Here is a 17,344-nt window from a genome sequence, read left to right as displayed (position 1 = left end):
GTAAATGGATTGTAGCCACGTTTTTGAGTTTAAGTTTAGAAGGTTAATTGTTGTTTTTGCGCTTTTTTCAGCGTTTTTCATGGTTTCGCTTGGTGTAAAAGCTCAAGCTGATACTGTGCATAATGTTGAGAATACTCATGCTGAAACAACAGAAAAGAAAAAGTTTGAGATTGGAAAGTTTGCTTTGCATCACATTGCAGACTCTCACAGTTGGCACGTGATTGGTGAAACCTATATTGGTTTGCCAGTAATGTTATATGCTAACGGTAAATTGATAACTTTTAATTCAAATGATTTTAATCATGATGATGATGCAAAAGTTGTAGTAGAGAAAGATGGTGAACGCTTTGTTAAGATGCATGAGAAAATTTACTTGGCATCGGCAACAGCAAATGAGCATGGTCAATATGTAGAGCTTGATGAAAAACATCACGCCACAAATGCTCGTCCTTTAGATTTTTCATTAACAAAAAACACTTGTACGCTGTTAATTTCGGTTGTTTTATTATTGGTTGTATTCATTAGTGTTGCTAATGGTTACAAAAAACGTAAAGGCAAATCTCCAAAAGGATTACAGTCGTGGTTAGAGCCGATTATCTTGTTTGTACGAGATGATATTGCTAAACCAAATCTAGGTCATAAACATGAACGTTTCATGCCATATCTTTTAACCGTTTTCTTCTTTATCTGGTTTAATAATATGTTAGGCTTGGTTCCTTTTTTACCAGGTGGTGCTAACTTAACAGGTAATATTGCGGTAACTATGGTTTTGGCTTTAACTACGTTCTTAATTACTGTATTTAATGGTAACAAGCATTATTGGAAACACATTTTTTGGATGCCAGGTGTTCCTGTTCCAATGAAAATATTTTTAATGCCATTAGAGTTAATTGGTATTTTTACTAAGCCAATTGCGTTAATGATTCGTTTGTTTGCTAACATTACAGCTGGACACATTTTAGTGCTTTCATTAATTTGCTTGATCTTTGTATTTAACAGCATGTGGGTATCTGCAGCTTCTATACCATTCGCTATTTTTATCGGTGGTATTGAATTAATGGTTGCCTTTATTCAAGCATTTATATTTACTATTCTTTCTGCTTTATTTATTGGAATGGCAGTAGAAGAACACCATTAATAAGCTTAATTTTTAACAATTAATATATAAAATCATGATTACAGGAAGTATTGCTGCAGTAGGTGCAGGATTAGCTGCGATTGGCGCTGGTCTAGGTATCGGACGTATTGGTGGTTCTGCTATGGACGGTATCGCTCGTCAACCAGAAGCTGCCTCAAAAATTCAAACTGCGATGTTAATCGCTGCTGCCTTCGTTGAGGCGGTTGCTTTATTCGCGGTTGTTGTTGCGTTAATGTAATAACACCCTTAACCATTCTGTATAAGATTGTTTTACAGAATGGTTATTATTTGAAACAAGAAAAAAATTATAATATATACAGAAATGGATTTATTAATACCTGAAGTTGGTTTAGTTGTATTTCAAACAATAGCATTTTTATTGTTAATGTTTCTTTTGGGCAAGTTTGCTTGGAAGCCAGTATTAGCGGCAATTAAAGAACGTGAAAGTTCAATAGATGACGCTTTAAATAAAGCTGAGCTTGCTAAACAAGCATTGGCTGAAATGGCTGCTCAAAATGAAGATTTAATGAAACAAGCTCGTGCTGAGCGTGATGAAATTCTGAAAGAAGCTAAAAAGCTGAAAGACGCTATTGTTAATGAGGCTAAAACATCTGCTCAAACAGAGGGTGCTAAATTGATTGAAAAAGCTCGTATCGAGATCGAAAATCAGAAAAAAGCAGCCTTGGCTGAATTAAAAGGTCAGGTTTCTACACTATCATTAGATATTGCTGAACGTGTTTTACGTAGTCAATTAGATGATAAAGCAAAACAACAAGACTTAGTTACAAGCTTGTTAAAAGATGTTGAATTAAATTAAGTTATAATTACACGTATAACTTACAAGTAAAAGAATATGTCAGGTAAAGCAGGAGCTAGATACGCAAAATCGTTAATTGACCTTTCTACAGAGCAAAACGCTTTAGAGGAAATTAAAAACGATATGGTGTTATTTGAAAAGATCGTTCATGATAATAGTGAATTAGAAGCGATCCTTAAAAATCCAATTGTTCCTTTAGATAAGAAATTAGGGATTTTGACGGATGTTTTTGGTAACAAAGTTCATAAAATTACCAATAGCTTTTTAAAGCTAGTAGTAAATAAAGGTCGTTCTGCAATCTTATTTGATACTGCAAAACAATTTGTTGCACAATACAACTTAATTAAAGGAATTGTAACTGCTGAAGTAACATCTGCTATTGCATTAACTGATACAAGCAGAGCTGAAATAGTTAGCTTGGTTAAAAAAGAATTAGGCGCTAAAGAAGTTATTGTTAAGGAGAAAATTGACGAGAAATTAATTGGTGGTTTTATTTTAAAAGTTGGTGATAAGCAGTTTGATGCAAGTATTGCCAGCGGTTTAAGTAAACTGAAAAAAGAATTTGCACAAGGTGTAGCTTAATTGCTGAAAAAGCAAACGAAGAAATACCGAACGCTAATATATAAACCCGATTGAAGCGGACACGAAGTAAAGTGGAAAGCGGGACTGAAATAACAAAAGAGTACAAGATTTATATTTTCAAAAAGAAATCAAAATAAAAATTATGGTAGAGGTAAGACCAGACGAAGTTTCGGCAATTATCAGACAACAATTGTCAGGCTTTAAATCGGAAGCTGAATTGGAAGAAGTTGGTACCGTTTTACAAGTGGGTGATGGTATTGCTCGTGTTTACGGTTTAACTAAAGTTCAAAGTGGTGAGCTAGTTGAATTTGCAAACGGGTTGCAAGGTATCGTTTTAAACCTTGAAGAAGATAACGTTGGTGTGGTTTTATTAGGCCCATCAGACGAAATCAAAGAAGGGGATACAATTAAACGTACTAAAAAAATTGCCTCTATTAAAGTTGGTGAAGGTATGTTAGGTCGTGTTGTAAACACACTTGGCGAGCCTATCGACGGTAAAGGACCAATTTTAGGTGAAACTTATGAAATGCCTTTGGAGCGTAAAGCACCAGGTGTAATTTATCGTCAGCCAGTTACTGAACCTTTACAAACAGGTATCAAAGCAATCGATGCAATGATTCCAATTGGTCGTGGTCAACGTGAGTTGGTTATTGGTGATCGTCAGATTGGTAAAACTGCAGTTTGTATCGATACAATTATCAATCAAAAAGAATTTTATGATGCAGGAAATCCTGTATTCTGTATATATGTTGCTTGCGGACAAAAAGCAAGTACAGTAGCAAACGTTGTACGTACGTTAGAAGAAAACGGTGCAATGCCTTATACTGTAGTTGTTGCTGCATCTGCAGCTGAACCTGCTCCATTGCAGTTTTATGCTCCATTTGCGGGTGCTGCAATTGGTGAGTTTTTCCGTGATACTGGTCGCCCAGCTTTAATTGTTTATGATGATTTATCTAAACAAGCAGTAGCTTACCGTGAGGTGTCGTTGTTATTACGTCGTCCACCGGGTCGTGAGGCTTATCCAGGTGACGTGTTTTATTTGCACAGTCGTTTGTTAGAGCGTGCTGCAAAAATCAATCAGAATGATGAGATTGCAAAAAATATGAACGATTTACCAGAATCATTAAAAGGAATTGTGAAAGGTGGTGGTTCATTAACTGCTTTACCAATTATCGAAACTCAAGCTGGTGACGTTTCTGCCTATATCCCAACTAACGTAATTTCAATTACTGATGGTCAGATTTTCTTAGAAGTCGAATTTATTTAACTCTGGTGTACGTCCGGCAATTAACGTAGGTATTTCGGTATCACGTGTAGGTGGTAATGCACAAATTAAATCAATGAAAAAAGTAGCTGGTACATTGAAATTAGATCAAGCTCAATACCGCGAGTTAGAGGCGTTCTCTAAATTCGGTTCTGATTTAGATGCGGCTACTAAATCTGTTTTAGATAAAGGTGCTCGTAACGTAGAGATGTTGAAACAAGCTCAATTCTCTCCGTTTACTGTTGAGAAACAAGTTGCGATTGTTTATTTAGGTACTAAAAACTTAATGCGTTCTGTTCCAGTAAACAAAGTAAAAGAATTTGAAGCTGAGTTTTTACAAGCATTAGAATTACGTCATCCAGAAGCTTTAGCTTCTTTAAAAGCTGGTAAGTTAGATGATGCAGTTGAAGTGTTAGAAACTGTGGCAAAAGAGATTTCAAGTAAATATTAATTAGATAAGAAGTAGTTGGTCTTAAAATTTTAAGACTAACTACTTTATACTAAACAAGAATGGCTAATTTAAAAGAAGTAAGAATTCGTATATCATCGGTACAATCTACCCAGCAGATTACCAAAGCTATGAAAATGGTTTCGGCTGCAAAGTTAAAACGTGCTACCAATGCTATTGTGGCTTTACGTCCTTATGCTACTAAATTGAAAGAGATTTTAGGAAATCTTTCTGCCAGTTTAGAAGGCGCTTCATCTCCTTTTATTCAGGAACGTGAGCCAAATAAGGTATTAATTGTTGTGGTATCATCTAACCGTGGGTTAGCTGGTGCTTTTAACATGAATGTAATTAAAACTGCGAATATTTTAATTGCCGAAAAATATAGTGAACAACTTAAAAATGGCAATGTAAGTATCGTTGCTATTGGTAAAAAAGCGCAAGATTTTTACGAAAAACGTAATTACAAAGTAGTTGGAAACAATAACGAAGTTTACTCGGCTTTAACTTTCGAAAATGTAACTAAAATTACAGAAGCTATTATGGCTGGTTTTGAAAAGGGAGAGTTTGATAGAGTAGAATTGGTTTATAATCGTTTTAAAAATGCTGCCGTGCAGATTTTAACTACAGAACAATTATTGCCATTGCCTAAAACAGAAACTAAGGAGACTGTTAAAACATCAAATGTTGATTATATTTTAGAGCCAAATCAAGAAGAAATTGTAAGACAGTTAATTCCTAAATCAATTAAAACTCAATTATATAAAGCAGTATTAGATTCTCATGCTTCTGAACATGGTGCTCGTATGACATCAATGGATAAAGCAACAGAAAATGCTGGAGATTTGATTAAAGCATTAAAATTAGCATATAACCAAGCTCGTCAGGCTGCAATTACAACAGAGTTGACAGAGATTGTAAGTGGTGCAGCAGCATTGAATGGATAAACACTAATTTGTCATCCTGAGCTTGTCGAAGGATCAAAAATATAAAAACCCTTATCATAATTGGTAAGGGTTTTTTGCTTTAAAACATTTCTAAGGCTTATCTTTGATAAAAACAAAAACCAATGAAAAAACAGTTTATATTTTGGATGCTTAGCATTCTACCTATTTTATCATTTGCACAAGCGCTAACACCAAGTAGAGATTATACCAATGCAGTTTTATGGCAACAGTACAGTGGCGAATATAGGGCACTGTCTTTTCAAGCCTATAATTTTGCTCGATTATCACTAAAAGAAGCGTTATGGAATCAAGCGAATACTAAACCAAATTGTGTAATTGTTGATGCAGACGAAACTATTTTGGATAATTCTGCTTTTCAAGGACATGAAGTGAAAAATGGAGTGAGTTATGTGCAAAAGGACTGGACTAAATGGACTTCTTTAGCGCAGGCTGATACAGTTCCCGGAGCTTTAGCATTTTTAAAATTTGCGGCTAGTAAGAATGTAGAAACTTTTTATGTAACCAATAGAGAAATTGCAGACCATGATGGCACACTAAAGAACTTACAAAAATTTGGGTTTCCGTATGCTGATGAAGCACATTTATTGTTAAAAACTACTACTTCTGATAAAGAACCACGCAGACAAAAAGTACTTGAAAAATATAATGTTTTATTGTTATGCGGAGATAATTTGAGCGATTTTTCAAATGTATTTTACCGTGAAGGAAAAGATACAAAAGAACAGGTTAATTTGCTGCAAAACCTATTTGGAACTCGTTTTATCGTGTTGCCAAATCCTATGTATGGTGATTGGGAAAAACTCTTATACACAGGCGATAAGTTGAACGAAGCAGACAAAGCAAAACAAAGATTTGAAAAGCTTAAAAGTTATTAAATTGTATGCTGATTTTAGCTAATTAATATTATTTTTGTAGCAGAAAATTTTAAAAGAAAAAACAATGGAACAATCTGAAGAAAGAGACCAAAGCATGAAATCTGCTAATCAAGTTTCGATATATAAATCATTACTAGTAGGAATTTTAATTGGTGTTGTAGGTGTTTTTGGACGCTTTGCTTTCGACTCAACTGCACTTTCAATTGCATGTTGGGTAATCTTATTAATTGGTACAATTTGGAGCTTTAAAGCTGTTTTTAAGATTTTAGACGCAAAATAAATAGACTATTATTATAGGTATTAATCCTCTTTGGTAATAACCAGAGAGGATTTTTTATTTCGTATTATTTCTGTTACTCGTAAGAATTTAAGGTTACTTCTGCATCCTATTGGCATTAAGCAATACCGGCCGGTACAAATAAATTAAACAAATTTTAATGCTAAAATTGTTATGGGCAAGCTGTATCAATTGGCACTAGATTTTGACACCTTAAACAATTAGAAATAATGAAAAGATATTTATTTTGTGCCGCTATCATCATAGCTATGTTTGGCTGCAACTCGGAAAAAAAAGATTATGCAAGTTCTGAAAATGCCATGGTATTATCCGACACTGTAGCATCTATTGACACAACTTCAACTGCGAAAATCATAAAGACTGCAGATATGCGGTTTCGTGTTAAAGATGTTCAAAAAACAAAAGAACAGTTAAGCGCCACTATAAAAGCACAAGGTGGAACAATTGCTGAATTTTCTATCGAAAGCTCAATTCAAGAAAGTGACAAAGTAAAATACAGTGTAGATTCCTTGAAAGAAATTACTTCTTATCGTAAAGAAGGATTTCTCATTGCAAAAATTCCTTCAGAAAAGTTGGATGATTTTACGAATACAGTTGCAAAAATGGCTGTTTTCGTTGATCATCAGGCAATGAAAATGGATGATCAAAGTATCACCTATTTGGCTAATAAACTCAAAGTTCAAAATAGAGTTGATGCGATGAATACCATCAATAAAACAGCAACTCGAAAAGGGAAAAATGTGGAAACATCATTGTATATAAAAGACGATTACGTAGATAAGAAAATCGAGAATATGACTATTGATAATCGCGTAAAATTTAGCACAATAACGCTTAATTTCTATCAAGACAATACGGTTAACACTTTAATTGTTGGCAATGATAATTTATACGATTATCGCCCTGGTTTCTTCCAACGGTTAGGTTTAAACATTATTGATGGATGGGTATATTTTAAAGAATTCTTGTTGGGTTTATCACGCTTGTGGGCAATTATTGCATTAGGTTTTTTAATATTTTTTGGAGTTAGGTATTGGATTAGAAAAGGTAGTTCGCGACGAATTTAATATCTTGAAACCAATTTCTTTTTAATCTATTCGTGTAAAAGCGGTAAGAATAAGGTATACATAGTTAAAATGTGTTGTTTTGTATCATTCCTATACTATTCGCTATAAAACCTGTTTAATTTGGCCAAACCCTGTAGGTATAAGTACGTTTCGATACGGAAATTTGGTTTTTCCCGATAGGAAATGTCAATTTCCCATCACGCAAAGAGCTTTTCCCGTCACGCAAAGGACATTTCTCGTTACGCAAAGGACATTTCCCGTCACGCAAAGAGCTTTTCTCGATAGGAAATGACAATTTCCCATCACGCAAAGAGCATTTCCCATTGCGCAAAAGACATTTCCCATCACGCAAAGGACATTTCCTATTATGCAAAGCCCTTTTCCCATTGGGAAAAACTGAAAAATAGAGGTGAAAAAACATCCAAACGCTAAATTTAAGTGGCAGACTTTTTAAAAAGGGCTAAAATAATAGACTTAGTAAAACAATCTCTTAGTGATGTCTTCTTATAAAATGCTAAGGGATCTTTTAAATGTAAAATGGTTAACAGTCTTAACAGAGGATGTTCCATGCTACCTTAATGTAACAATGTTTGAGATAGAAATTTCTTGACAATGGGTCATAATACATACCAGCTCATAATGTTTGCAGGTAAACAATTACGATCTTATTGATTTTCTATAGGTAAGCGATTTACGATTGATTTAATTGGGTGTAGCTTCGCTAAGCTATTCTCAAATAGTGAAAAGTTAAGCGTTCTAAAAATCTAAAATATATTCATATATAAGTTTTTGTAAATGTGAATGTTATGTTCTTAGCAATAAAAAATAAAATTAATTCTGTGGAATTGGTACGGTTTTTACATCTGATTGGTATAACACACAATTTAAATATCATAACATGAAAAAATTAATAACACTAGCCTTTGTTGCCTTATTTAGTGTAAGTGCCATGGCTCAACAAGTAGATTTGAGAAAAAAGATTAACGTAAGTGGTTCGGCAGAAACAGAAGTAACACCAGATATTATTTACATCGGAATTTCTTTAAAAGAGTATTTGAAAGATAACAATAGTAAAAAAAGAGTAGACATTACAGAGTTGGAAAATCAGTTGTATAATGCAGTTTTAAAAGCAGGAATTTCAAAAGAGGATTTAATGATTAATAATGTATCAAGCTACAATTATGCGACAGAGAAAAAGAAAAATCCTGATTTTTTAGCAAGCAAACAATACCGTTTAAAAGTAAGCGATCTAAACAAATTCAATGAAATTATGAGTGCTATAGATGTAAAAGGGATTGCAAGCACTAACATTGAAAGTTATGATTATAGCAAAATGGAAACGCTAAAAAAAGACCTTAAAATAAAAGCATTATTGGCTGCAAGAGATAAAGCAAATTACATGGTTACTGCTCTTGGTGAAAAGTTAGGCGGTGTACTAGAAATACAAGATGGTGGCGACAATGTAGTACAACCTGTATACAGAAACTACATGATGAAAGCCGAGATGGCCGATGCTGCTGCACCTGCTCAAGAAATTGATTTCAAAAAAATAAAGCTGAATTTTACTGTAAACGCAGTTTTTGAAATTAAATAGTTAATTACTTAAATTAAATAACGTTTTTAAGACCTACCAAACATATTGGTAGGTTTTTTGTTATCTTACCATTAATTAACCATTAAATCAAAATCACATGAAAAAATTTATTTACTCTCTCGTACTAATTTTCACATTAGGAATTAGCACCAATACTGTTTCGGCTGCTGATAAAAAAGAACCAAAAACAGAAATGACCGCTGAACAAAAGGTTCAATTTGAAAAAATTGTAAACAGAGTTGAAGAAATCCGTAAAATGGATAAATCTAATTTAACCAGAGTTGAGAAAAAAGAATTGCGTAAAGAATTGAGAGAAATGAAAGATAAAGCTCGTGCTTTGTCTGGTGGTGTTTACCTTTCAGTTGGTGCAATTATTATCATTATTTTATTATTGATTTTAATCTTGTAAGAACGTACTCAATCCTATATAAATGAAAAAGCCCCTGATTATTCGGGGGCTTTTTCATTTTATACATTTCGTCATTGCGAGGTACGAAGCAATCTTACAATGTTTTATGTGACAGCTTTAGGATTGCTTCGTACCTCGCAATGACGCGATGTTGTTGATTAATCTATGATATCAAATCCTGTATATTTTCTTAATACTTCAGGAATAATTATACCTTTTTCAGTTTGATAATTCTCTAGAATTGATGCCACTATTCGAGGTAAAGCCAAGGCACTTCCATTTAAGGTATGCACCAATTGAGTTTTACCTTCCTTTCCTTTAAAGCGTATTTTTGAACGATTACTTTGGAAAGTTTCCATATTTGAAACTGAAGAAACTTCTAACCAACGTTCTTGAGAAGCACTCCATGTTTCCATGTCGTACGTCATTGCTGAACCAAAACCCATATCGCCACCACATAAACGTAAAACGCGGTAATGTAATCCTAATTTTTGTAGAAGTGATTGCACATAAGTACTCATTTCTTCAAGTGTCTCGTACGATTTATCAGGGTGAGTAACTTGTACCAATTCTACTTTATCAAATTGATGTAAGCGATTTAAACCACGTACATGTGAACCATAAGAACCGGCTTCTCTTCTAAAGCAAGGAGTATAAGCAGTATTTTTTATTGGTAAATCTTCTTCCTTTAAAATTACATCACGGTATAAGTTAGTTACTGGAACTTCTGCAGTTGGTATTAAATACAAATCATCAACTGTAGAGTGATACATTTGTCCTTCCTTATCTGGTAATTGACCAGTACCAAAACCAGACGCAGCATTTACCATATGAGGCACTTGCATTTCTTTATAACCAGCTGCAACTGCTTCATCTAAGAAAAAATTAATTAAAGCACGTTGTAAACGAGCTCCTTTCCCTTTATAAACAGGGAAACCCGCACCCGTAATTTTTACGCCAAGTTCAAAATCAATAATATCATATTTAGCCGTCAACTCCCAATGTGGTTTGGCATTTGCTGGTAATTTTGCAGGCTCACCATGCACTAAAACTACTTCATTTTCTTCTGGCGTTGTGCCTGGTTTAACTAAATGGTAAGGCAAATTAGGCAATTGAACAAGCAGATTAAATTGATTTTGCTCTAATTCTGTCAGTTTTTCACCAAGAGATTTGATACTTTCTTTTTGAGAAGCAGTTTGAGCTTTTATCACTTCAGCTTCTTCTTTTTTGCCATTACGCATCAATTCGCCAATTTGTTTGGCGGCTGCATTAGCTTCTGCTGAAAGATTATCTAACGAAGTTTGAGTTTGGCGACGTTCTTCATCTATAGAAATGATTTGATCTACCAATTCGGGTTGTTTAAAATTGCGCACATTTAAGCGCTCTAAAACTTTCTCTCTATTTTCGCGGATATAGTTAACTTGCAGCATTATTTTATTTTTTTACAAAGATAGCAAGAGTTTTCAGTTCTCAGTTAGCAGTTCTCAAATCTCATATCTAAAAATCTCACATCTCAATGGATGGAAAACTATATCTCGTACCTACACCGATTGGCAATTTAGAGGATATGACCTTTAGAGCCATCCGTATTTTAAAAGAAGCGGATGTAATTTTGGCTGAAGATACGCGTACAAGTGCGCCGATGTTGAAACACTTTGGTATCGATAAAAAGGCATATTCGCATCATCAACACAACGAACATAAAGCAACGTCAGAAATTATTAAGTTTTTAAAAGAAGGTAAAAACGTAGCTTTAGTATCTGATGCAGGCACTCCAGCAATTTCTGACCCTGGTTTTTTCTTAGTAAGAGAAGCATTAAAAAACGAGATAGAAGTAAATTGTTTGCCAGGTGCAACAGCCTTTGTTCCTGCCTTAGTTAATTCTGGTTTGCCAAGCGATCAGTTTGTTTTTGAAGGATTTCTTCCTGTTAAGAAAGGAAGACAAACGCGGTTAAAACTATTGGCAGATGAAGAGCGTACAATGATCTTTTATGAAAGTCCGCATCGATTATTAAAAACCTTAGAAGAATTTGCAGAGTTTTTAGGAGAAGATAGACAAGCATCTGTAAGTAGAGAATTAACAAAAATTTACGAAGAAACCGTTCGTGGTACAGTTTTAGAAATAAAATCACATTTCGAAAACAATATATTAAAAGGAGAATTCGTAATTTGTGTTGCTGGAAAACCAGAAAAAGAAAAAGCAGTAAAGAATAAAGACAAATACAAACAAGATAAATAATGATTTCAATAGATAGATTTTTAAGTGACGAACAAGATCCAAAGGCAGTAGAAAAAGTAATTGGAAAATTAAATGATTTACTAACTAGTGGTGAAGAAATTTTATACCTAGCTGTACAAAAAAAACCAGCAGTAAACTTGCTACCAGATAGCATTGCAATTAGCAATAAACGCATTTTCTATTGTGAGCCTGGAAATTTAGGCTTAACGATGAATTTTAAAGATATTTCTTGGAAAAACATTAAAGAGGTTTCTTTTAAAGAAGAATTTTTTGGTTCTAAATTTATCTGCGTACCGCAGCATGGTGAAAATATTGTAACGGAATTTATTCCTAAAATACAAGCTAGAAAACTACATCAAGCTGCAAATGAACAATTAGAAGCATTTAAAGAATTAACTAGACAACAAAAATTAGAAGAAAATCGTGCTTCAGCCTCAGCTATTAATGTGCCGCCTGTTGTTCAAAGTACATTCGAAACACCAATTGAAATTGAAGAAGCCATCGTAATTCCTCAAGTTCAACTTGAAGAACCAGAAGATGAAACCACATTGAAATTGAGAAAGCTGAAAACACTTTACGATAAGCAGTTAATTACTAGAGAAGAATACGAAAGTAAAAAATCAGCTATTCTAGATAGTTTATAGAAGCTAACCGTCACCCTGAATTTATTTCAGGGTCTGTTTAGTTGGTGAGCAATACTATAAAAGATGCTGAAATGAATTCAGCATGACGACAGATTAAATAAGATTGTAAAAATGGAAAGAGGTGGTTGTGTTTATATTTTGACAAACTTCATTCACTCCGTTTTATACATTGGTGTTACTTCAGAGCTATATTTTAGAAGTATAGAGCATAAAGAAAAGTTATATCCAAAATCTTTTACTGCTAAATACAATTGTAATAAATTAGTTTATTATGAACAATTCAGTACCATTGAAGAGGCTATTGGTAAAGAAAAACAGTTAAAGAATTGGCGAAGGGCTTGGAAAATTAATTTAATTAATTCTGAAAATCCGAATTGGGATGATTTGTTTTTTAAGTTAGAATAACAAATAAGCTGATTGTCTTGAATTTACTCAGGATATAGCTGAAAAATGGAATAGCATGAAAGATGCTGAAATAAATTCAGCATGACGACCGACATATAATAAAATGACCAAAAAGAACTATCTACTAGCCTTATTAAGCGCATTTATATTATGGCTAGCATGGCCACCACATATTTGGCTAGCTCCTTTATTGCTAATTGGTTTAGTGCCACTATTTATTGCATTAAATTATACTATTGATCAAAAACAAAAAAAGACTGGCAAACGTGTTTTCTTAACCGCAGGATTAACTTTTTTAGTTTGGAATACCGCTAGTATTTATTGGGTTTATAATGCTATAAGCGCTTCAAATGCGGGTTTTATTGGTGCTGTAGTTTCTTTATTGGTATCACTTATTCCATATGGCTTAGGTGCATTATTAATGACTTTCGCATTTTGGTTGTATTATCAGTTATCAACAAAAGTAAACACCAAAATCGCTTATTTAGGATTGATTTCCTTTTATATTGCTATGGAATACCTCCACCAAAGTTGGGATTTAGCTTTTCCATGGATGAATTTAGGCAATGGATTTGCAGGTATGCATCAACTGGCACAATGGTATGAATATACAGGCGTGTACGGCGGCTCATTATGGATTTTGTTAAGTAATATTTTAGCTTTTGAGGCTTACAAAGCTTGGAAAAACAATGATTCGAAGTTAAAATCAACTTTAAGCTTTGCATTGGTAGTTGCATTACCTATCGGATTTTCGTTATTTACGTATTATAGTTACAAAGAGAAATCTGTTCCAGTTAATGTGGTAGTGGTTCAACCAAATATTGACCCTTATCAGAAATATGGATCAATTAGTCCTGAACAACAATTGGATATCCTAACTCATTTATCAGATTTTGTTGGACAAGTAAACACTGAGTATTTTATTTGGCCAGAAACAGCTTTACCAAGGTATGCTGATGAAGAAAAAATAAGAAGCAATCCAGATTTTTTACAAGCTCAACAATTTTTAAGCAAGTACAAAAATGGAACGTTAATTACAGGAATTGAAAGTGTAAAATGGTATAATACAAAAGAGACGATTTCAGCTAAACAATCTAAAGAAGGTACAGCTTGGTACGATAATTATAATGCAGCAATGCAAGTAGAAAATTCTGCAGAAGTAGAGTTCTATCACAAATCCAAATTAGTACCTGGAGTAGAAAAAATGCCATTTCCTAAGGTGTTTTCTTTCTTAGCTCCAGTTTTTGAAGGTTTAGGTGGCAGTGCATCAGGCTGGGGTTGGCAAGAGAAACCAGCGGTTTTTTATTCACAAAGTGGAATTGGGGTAGCCCCAATAGTTTGTTACGAATCCCTTTGGGGAAATTGGATTGGTGAATCAGTAAAAAATGGAGCACAATTTATCGCAGTAATTACAAACGATGGATGGTGGGGAAATACCTCAGGCAAAGATCAACATTTATTATATGCAAAATTAAGAGCTATTGAAACACGTAGGTGGGTAGTTCGCTCCGCAAACACGGGTATTTCTGCATTTATTAATCAACGGGGTGATGTAGTTAAACAATCTAAATGGTGGACAAGAGCTGCTTTAAAAGCCGACATCAATTTGAACGATTCTATAACAACCTACGTTAATAGTGGTGATATATTAGCACAATTATTCTCAGCTTTAGCAGTAGTGTTGGCATTAATTATTCCTTACAACAAATGGATAAAAAAATAAAGCTGGTATAAAAAGATCATGAAAAAGAAAGAAACAATAAGATTGATTTTAATTTTGGCAATAGTTGCTTTAAATATTGGCTGCGATCAAGTTTCAAAAAGCATTGTAAGACAAAAAATTGATTACGATGAAAATATCAGCATCATTAAAAATCATTTTATATTAACCAAAGTAGAGAATACGGGTGCGTTTTTAAGTGCTGGAAATAATTTACCCGAAGCTGTTAGATTTATTTTATTGAGTATTTTGCCAGTTTTAGTATTAGGCTATGGCTTATTTTATGTACTCAGTAAAAACAAATTATCAAGCGGAGTTCAAATCGGTCTATGTTTTTTAATAGGAGGTGGAATTGGTAATGTTTATGATCGCATTTTATTTGGCTCCGTTACAGATTTCCTTCACCTAGACTTTGGAATTTTCAGAACTGGTATTTTCAATTTAGCCGATGTTTCTATCATGATAGGCATAGCTCTCTTATTTATCCAATCTTTAAAAAGGAAAATAATTAAGCCAGCCTCTTTAGAAAACAATATTTAAGCCTTAGGCAGTTTCTTAAATATATTAGCTATTACATTAGGAATATCATTAATTGCCTTTTGCGGATCGTTAACTTCTCCTTCTGCCCAACCTCTCCAAATTAATTTTGAAGTTCTCCGTTCTATAATATCAATCATTATACTACCCTCTTTCACTTGCATTTTTCTGGCTCTGCTACCTACATAAACTGGAAAAGGATCTGTATAAGTATAATAATATATTGCTCTACCACGATAATAACCTAGTCTTGGAGATAATCTTGCTGGTGGATTATAATATACAGGCTCATCATAAGTTTTAATTTCTTTATTTACAACCGCTGTATATTTGATTAATAAATCTGGATTTGTATTTTTTAATGTTAATCCTATTTTATTTAATTCAGCACTTGCTGCATCCACAATTTTGTCTGTTGCAATATCATTATTGTAAGTGGATGATGCTTTAGATTGAGATTCGGGAATCCAAGCATAGGTTTTATAACGTGTAGTATTTACGGGTTTGTTACTAACTGAATAGTAATCATAACTTGAGCATGATGCTAATCCTATCATAATGCTCACTAAAATTAATATCTTTTTCATGGCACATCATTTTAGCATTTAACAATTTTTGATGCATTAGGTTTAATGTGCCAGTAGAAAAATTACATATACATTACCAAGAAAAATTACTTATTAAGACATATATTTCCCAACAATGGGCATTCTTCGTCCCATGCCAAACGCTTTAGGAGAAACTCTTAAAATTGGAGGTGTTTGATAACGTTTAAACTCTGCTAGATTGACCATTTTAAGAACCCTTTGCACTAATGCTTCATCAAACCCTTGTGCTACAATAGCTTTTGAGCCCTTTTGCAATTCGATATGTTGAAACAAAATCTGATCAAGAATTCCATAATCTGGTAATGAATCAGAATCCTTTTGATCTGGTCTTAATTCGGCTGAAGGTGGTTTTACAATTGTATTTTCTGGTATAATTTCTCCATCCTTATTGATATAACGAGCTAATTCAAAAATCTGCGTTTTGTATACATCGCCAATTACACCAATGGCACCACACATATCTCCGTATAAAGTACCGTAACCAACTGCACACTCACTTTTATTAGAGGTATTAAGTAAAATATAACCAAACTTATTAGACATTGCCATTAATACAATTCCGCGACAACGAGCCTGAATGTTCTCTTCGGTTAAATTAGGTTGCAAACCTGTAAATGGCTTAGCTAACATGCTATCAAAAGCAGCGGCGGCTTCTTTTATTTCTATAATTTCATGTTTACAGCCAATAGCATTCACTAGATCTAAAGCGTCTTTTATAGAATGATCTGATGAATATTTAGAAGGCATTAAAACTGACATTACGTTTTCTGCGCCCAATGCTCTACAAGCCAATGCACAAACAACAGCAGAATCTATACCACCAGAAAGACCTAACACCGCTTTATTAAATCCAGATTTTTTAAAATAATCCTGAATACCCATAATTAAAGCATCGTGAATTTGAGCGATATCACTTGCTCTTTCTGGTTCAGGATATTTATTTTTTACATTTTGTATTTCATCCAAATCAAATACCTGAAGATCCTCTTCAAAGTATTTCATTTCTGCTTTTACTTTTCCTGCTTCATCAAATACTAATGAGCCGCCATCAAAAATTATCTCTGTTTGGGCACCAACTTGATTGACATAAAACAAAGGTAAATTATACTTTTTGGCATTATCTGCTAATACCTGAATTCGATCTTCATCATGGCGATAATTAAATGGGGATGCGGCAATATTAATCATCACATCTGGCGATTCTTTTATCAATTCATCCATTGGACAAGAAATATACAATGGGTTATCATTAATGTTCCAAAGATCTTCGCAAATGGTTAATGCAATCTTTTTTCCTTTAAACTCTATACACTCAAATTGAGTATTTGGTTCAAAATAACGGTACTCATCAAATACATCATAGGTTGGCAACAATGCTTTCTTTGTAATCGCTTTTACCTTCCCATTTTCAATAAAATAAGCAGCATTATATAAATCTTTACCCTCTAAAACGTCATTTTTAATAGGCAAACCAATAATACAAGCAATATCAACACCATGTTTTGCTATCTCCTGAGCAGCTTCTTCACACAGTGAAATAAACTCCGAAAACTCTAAAAAATCTCTTGCCGGATAACCACAAATTGCCAATTCTGCAAATACAACAAGATCCGCCCCTTTAGCTTTTGCCAAATTTATATGGTCGATTATTCGTTTTGTATTATATTCAAAATTACCAATGTGGTAATTAAGTTGTGCTAGTGCTATTTTCATTAAATGATCTGAGTAGAGTAG

18 protein-coding genes and 1 pseudogene are annotated in these 17,344 nt (G+C 33.7%); 16 read left to right on the top strand and 3 right to left on the bottom strand.

Features of this window, described 5'->3' with window-relative positions; translation table 11 throughout:
- Positions 1-4: 4 nt before the first annotated feature.
- From atpB to ACHMWN_RS02505, 11 genes and pseudogenes are all read left to right on the top strand, one after another.
- Positions 5-1,138 (top strand): F0F1 ATP synthase subunit A, encoded by a 1,134-nt coding sequence (atpB, locus tag ACHMWN_RS02555; RefSeq protein WP_397297487.1) that lies wholly within the window; start codon positions 5-7, stop codon positions 1,136-1,138.
- Positions 1,139-1,175: 37 nt separating this feature from the next.
- Positions 1,176-1,376 (top strand): ATP synthase F0 subunit C, encoded by a 201-nt coding sequence (atpE, locus tag ACHMWN_RS02550; RefSeq protein WP_055132568.1) that lies wholly within the window; start codon positions 1,176-1,178, stop codon positions 1,374-1,376.
- A gap of 84 nt (positions 1,377-1,460) precedes the next feature.
- A complete protein-coding gene (atpF, locus tag ACHMWN_RS02545) occupies positions 1,461-1,955 on the top strand; it encodes a F0F1 ATP synthase subunit B (RefSeq protein ID WP_397297485.1) in 495 nt (164 codons plus the stop codon).
- Positions 1,956-1,991: 36 nt separating this feature from the next.
- Entirely contained in the window at positions 1,992-2,537 is a 546-nt protein-coding gene (atpH, locus tag ACHMWN_RS02540; RefSeq protein WP_182923337.1) for an ATP synthase F1 subunit delta, read from the top strand.
- A 142-nt stretch (positions 2,538-2,679) separates the two neighbouring features.
- Positions 2,680-4,252 (top strand): annotated as a pseudogene (atpA, locus tag ACHMWN_RS02535) (F0F1 ATP synthase subunit alpha).
- A gap of 59 nt (positions 4,253-4,311) precedes the next feature.
- Entirely contained in the window at positions 4,312-5,193 is an 882-nt protein-coding gene (gene atpG / locus ACHMWN_RS02530; protein ID WP_397297482.1) for an ATP synthase F1 subunit gamma, read from the top strand.
- Between the two features lie 122 nt (positions 5,194-5,315).
- On the top strand, positions 5,316-6,089 hold the full coding sequence (locus tag ACHMWN_RS02525; protein WP_397297481.1) for a 5'-nucleotidase, lipoprotein e(P4) family: 774 nt from the start codon (positions 5,316-5,318) through the stop codon (positions 6,087-6,089).
- A gap of 64 nt (positions 6,090-6,153) precedes the next feature.
- Positions 6,154-6,369: a hypothetical protein gene (locus ACHMWN_RS02520; RefSeq protein ID WP_397297479.1), complete on the top strand. Its 216-nt coding sequence runs from the start codon at positions 6,154-6,156 to the stop codon at positions 6,367-6,369.
- Between the two features lie 227 nt (positions 6,370-6,596).
- Positions 6,597-7,454, top strand: a complete 858-nt coding sequence (locus ACHMWN_RS02515; protein ID WP_397297478.1) for a DUF4349 domain-containing protein — start codon at positions 6,597-6,599, stop codon at positions 7,452-7,454.
- 898 nt (positions 7,455-8,352) lie between these two features.
- Positions 8,353-9,048: an SIMPL domain-containing protein gene (locus ACHMWN_RS02510; protein ID WP_397297476.1), complete on the top strand. Its 696-nt coding sequence runs from the start codon at positions 8,353-8,355 to the stop codon at positions 9,046-9,048.
- A 97-nt stretch (positions 9,049-9,145) separates the two neighbouring features.
- Complete coding sequence (locus ACHMWN_RS02505) at positions 9,146-9,457, top strand: hypothetical protein (protein WP_372819380.1); 312 nt, start codon at positions 9,146-9,148, stop codon at positions 9,455-9,457.
- A 158-nt stretch (positions 9,458-9,615) separates the two neighbouring features.
- Here the strand turns inward: ACHMWN_RS02505 and serS are convergent, their stop codons facing one another.
- Positions 9,616-10,887 carry a serine--tRNA ligase gene (gene serS, locus ACHMWN_RS02500; protein ID WP_397297475.1) on the bottom strand — a complete coding sequence of 424 codons (1,272 nt, stop codon included), beginning with the start codon at positions 10,885-10,887 and terminating at the stop codon, positions 9,616-9,618.
- 86 nt (positions 10,888-10,973) lie between these two features.
- Between serS and rsmI the strand changes: the two genes are divergently transcribed.
- From rsmI to lspA, 5 genes are all read left to right on the top strand, one after another.
- The gene (gene rsmI / locus ACHMWN_RS02495; protein WP_397297474.1) at positions 10,974-11,696 is read left to right on the top strand and encodes a 16S rRNA (cytidine(1402)-2'-O)-methyltransferase; all 723 of its coding nucleotides are present in this window, start codon (positions 10,974-10,976) and stop codon (positions 11,694-11,696) included.
- Complete coding sequence (locus ACHMWN_RS02490; protein ID WP_397297472.1) at positions 11,696-12,340, top strand: PH domain-containing protein; 645 nt, start codon at positions 11,696-11,698, stop codon at positions 12,338-12,340. Before rsmI ends, ACHMWN_RS02490 begins: the two co-directional genes overlap by 1 nt.
- A 111-nt stretch (positions 12,341-12,451) precedes the next feature.
- Positions 12,452-12,745 carry a GIY-YIG nuclease family protein gene (locus ACHMWN_RS02485; RefSeq protein WP_397297470.1) on the top strand — a complete coding sequence of 98 codons (294 nt, stop codon included), beginning with the start codon at positions 12,452-12,454 and terminating at the stop codon, positions 12,743-12,745.
- A gap of 103 nt (positions 12,746-12,848) precedes the next feature.
- Positions 12,849-14,468, top strand: coding sequence for an apolipoprotein N-acyltransferase (gene lnt, locus ACHMWN_RS02480; protein WP_397297468.1), 1,620 nt, complete (start codon positions 12,849-12,851; stop codon positions 14,466-14,468).
- Positions 14,469-14,486: 18 nt separating this feature from the next.
- Complete coding sequence (gene lspA / locus ACHMWN_RS02475; protein ID WP_397297466.1) at positions 14,487-15,005, top strand: signal peptidase II; 519 nt, start codon at positions 14,487-14,489, stop codon at positions 15,003-15,005.
- On the opposite strand, the gene ACHMWN_RS02470 is transcribed toward lspA, so the two are convergent.
- Positions 15,002-15,589 (bottom strand): DUF4136 domain-containing protein, encoded by a 588-nt coding sequence (locus ACHMWN_RS02470; protein ID WP_397297465.1) that lies wholly within the window; start codon positions 15,587-15,589, stop codon positions 15,002-15,004. The genes lspA and ACHMWN_RS02470 overlap by 4 nt on opposite strands.
- Before the next feature lie 93 nt (positions 15,590-15,682).
- Positions 15,683-17,323 carry an NAD+ synthase gene (locus tag ACHMWN_RS02465; RefSeq protein WP_397297463.1) on the bottom strand — a complete coding sequence of 547 codons (1,641 nt, stop codon included), beginning with the start codon at positions 17,321-17,323 and terminating at the stop codon, positions 15,683-15,685.
- Positions 17,324-17,344 lie beyond the last annotated feature (21 nt).

Source organism: Pedobacter sp. UC225_61 (genome assembly GCF_044452285.1).
Classification (GTDB): Bacteria; Bacteroidota; Bacteroidia; order Sphingobacteriales; family Sphingobacteriaceae; genus Pedobacter.
Note: the sequence above shows the minus strand (reverse complement) of the source record. Positions and strands in the feature narration are given on the sequence as shown.

Bases quoted from the DNA above. Each gene is read 5' to 3' on its own strand.
- atpB (WP_397297487.1), top strand. From the start codon at position 5: ATGGATTGTAGCCACGTTTTTGAGTTTAAGTTTAGAAGGTTAATTGTT.
- atpF (WP_397297485.1), top strand. From the start codon at position 1,461: ATGGATTTATTAATACCTGAAGTTGGTTTAGTTGTATTTCAAACAATA.
- atpH (WP_182923337.1), top strand. From the start codon at position 1,992: ATGTCAGGTAAAGCAGGAGCTAGATACGCAAAATCGTTAATTGACCTT.
- atpG (WP_397297482.1), top strand. From the start codon at position 4,312: ATGGCTAATTTAAAAGAAGTAAGAATTCGTATATCATCGGTACAATCT.
- ACHMWN_RS02525 (WP_397297481.1), top strand. From the start codon at position 5,316: ATGAAAAAACAGTTTATATTTTGGATGCTTAGCATTCTACCTATTTTA.
- ACHMWN_RS02520 (WP_397297479.1), top strand. From the start codon at position 6,154: ATGGAACAATCTGAAGAAAGAGACCAAAGCATGAAATCTGCTAATCAA.
- ACHMWN_RS02515 (WP_397297478.1), top strand. From the start codon at position 6,597: ATGAAAAGATATTTATTTTGTGCCGCTATCATCATAGCTATGTTTGGC.
- ACHMWN_RS02510 (WP_397297476.1), top strand. From the start codon at position 8,353: ATGAAAAAATTAATAACACTAGCCTTTGTTGCCTTATTTAGTGTAAGT.
- ACHMWN_RS02505 (WP_372819380.1), top strand. From the start codon at position 9,146: ATGAAAAAATTTATTTACTCTCTCGTACTAATTTTCACATTAGGAATT.
- serS (WP_397297475.1), bottom strand. From the start codon at position 10,887: ATGCTGCAAGTTAACTATATCCGCGAAAATAGAGAGAAAGTTTTAGAG.
- rsmI (WP_397297474.1), top strand. From the start codon at position 10,974: ATGGATGGAAAACTATATCTCGTACCTACACCGATTGGCAATTTAGAG.
- ACHMWN_RS02490 (WP_397297472.1), top strand. From the start codon at position 11,696: ATGATTTCAATAGATAGATTTTTAAGTGACGAACAAGATCCAAAGGCA.
- ACHMWN_RS02485 (WP_397297470.1), top strand. From the start codon at position 12,452: ATGGAAAGAGGTGGTTGTGTTTATATTTTGACAAACTTCATTCACTCC.
- lnt (WP_397297468.1), top strand. From the start codon at position 12,849: ATGACCAAAAAGAACTATCTACTAGCCTTATTAAGCGCATTTATATTA.
- lspA (WP_397297466.1), top strand. From the start codon at position 14,487: ATGAAAAAGAAAGAAACAATAAGATTGATTTTAATTTTGGCAATAGTT.
- ACHMWN_RS02470 (WP_397297465.1), bottom strand. From the start codon at position 15,589: ATGAAAAAGATATTAATTTTAGTGAGCATTATGATAGGATTAGCATCA.
- ACHMWN_RS02465 (WP_397297463.1), bottom strand. From the start codon at position 17,323: ATGAAAATAGCACTAGCACAACTTAATTACCACATTGGTAATTTTGAA.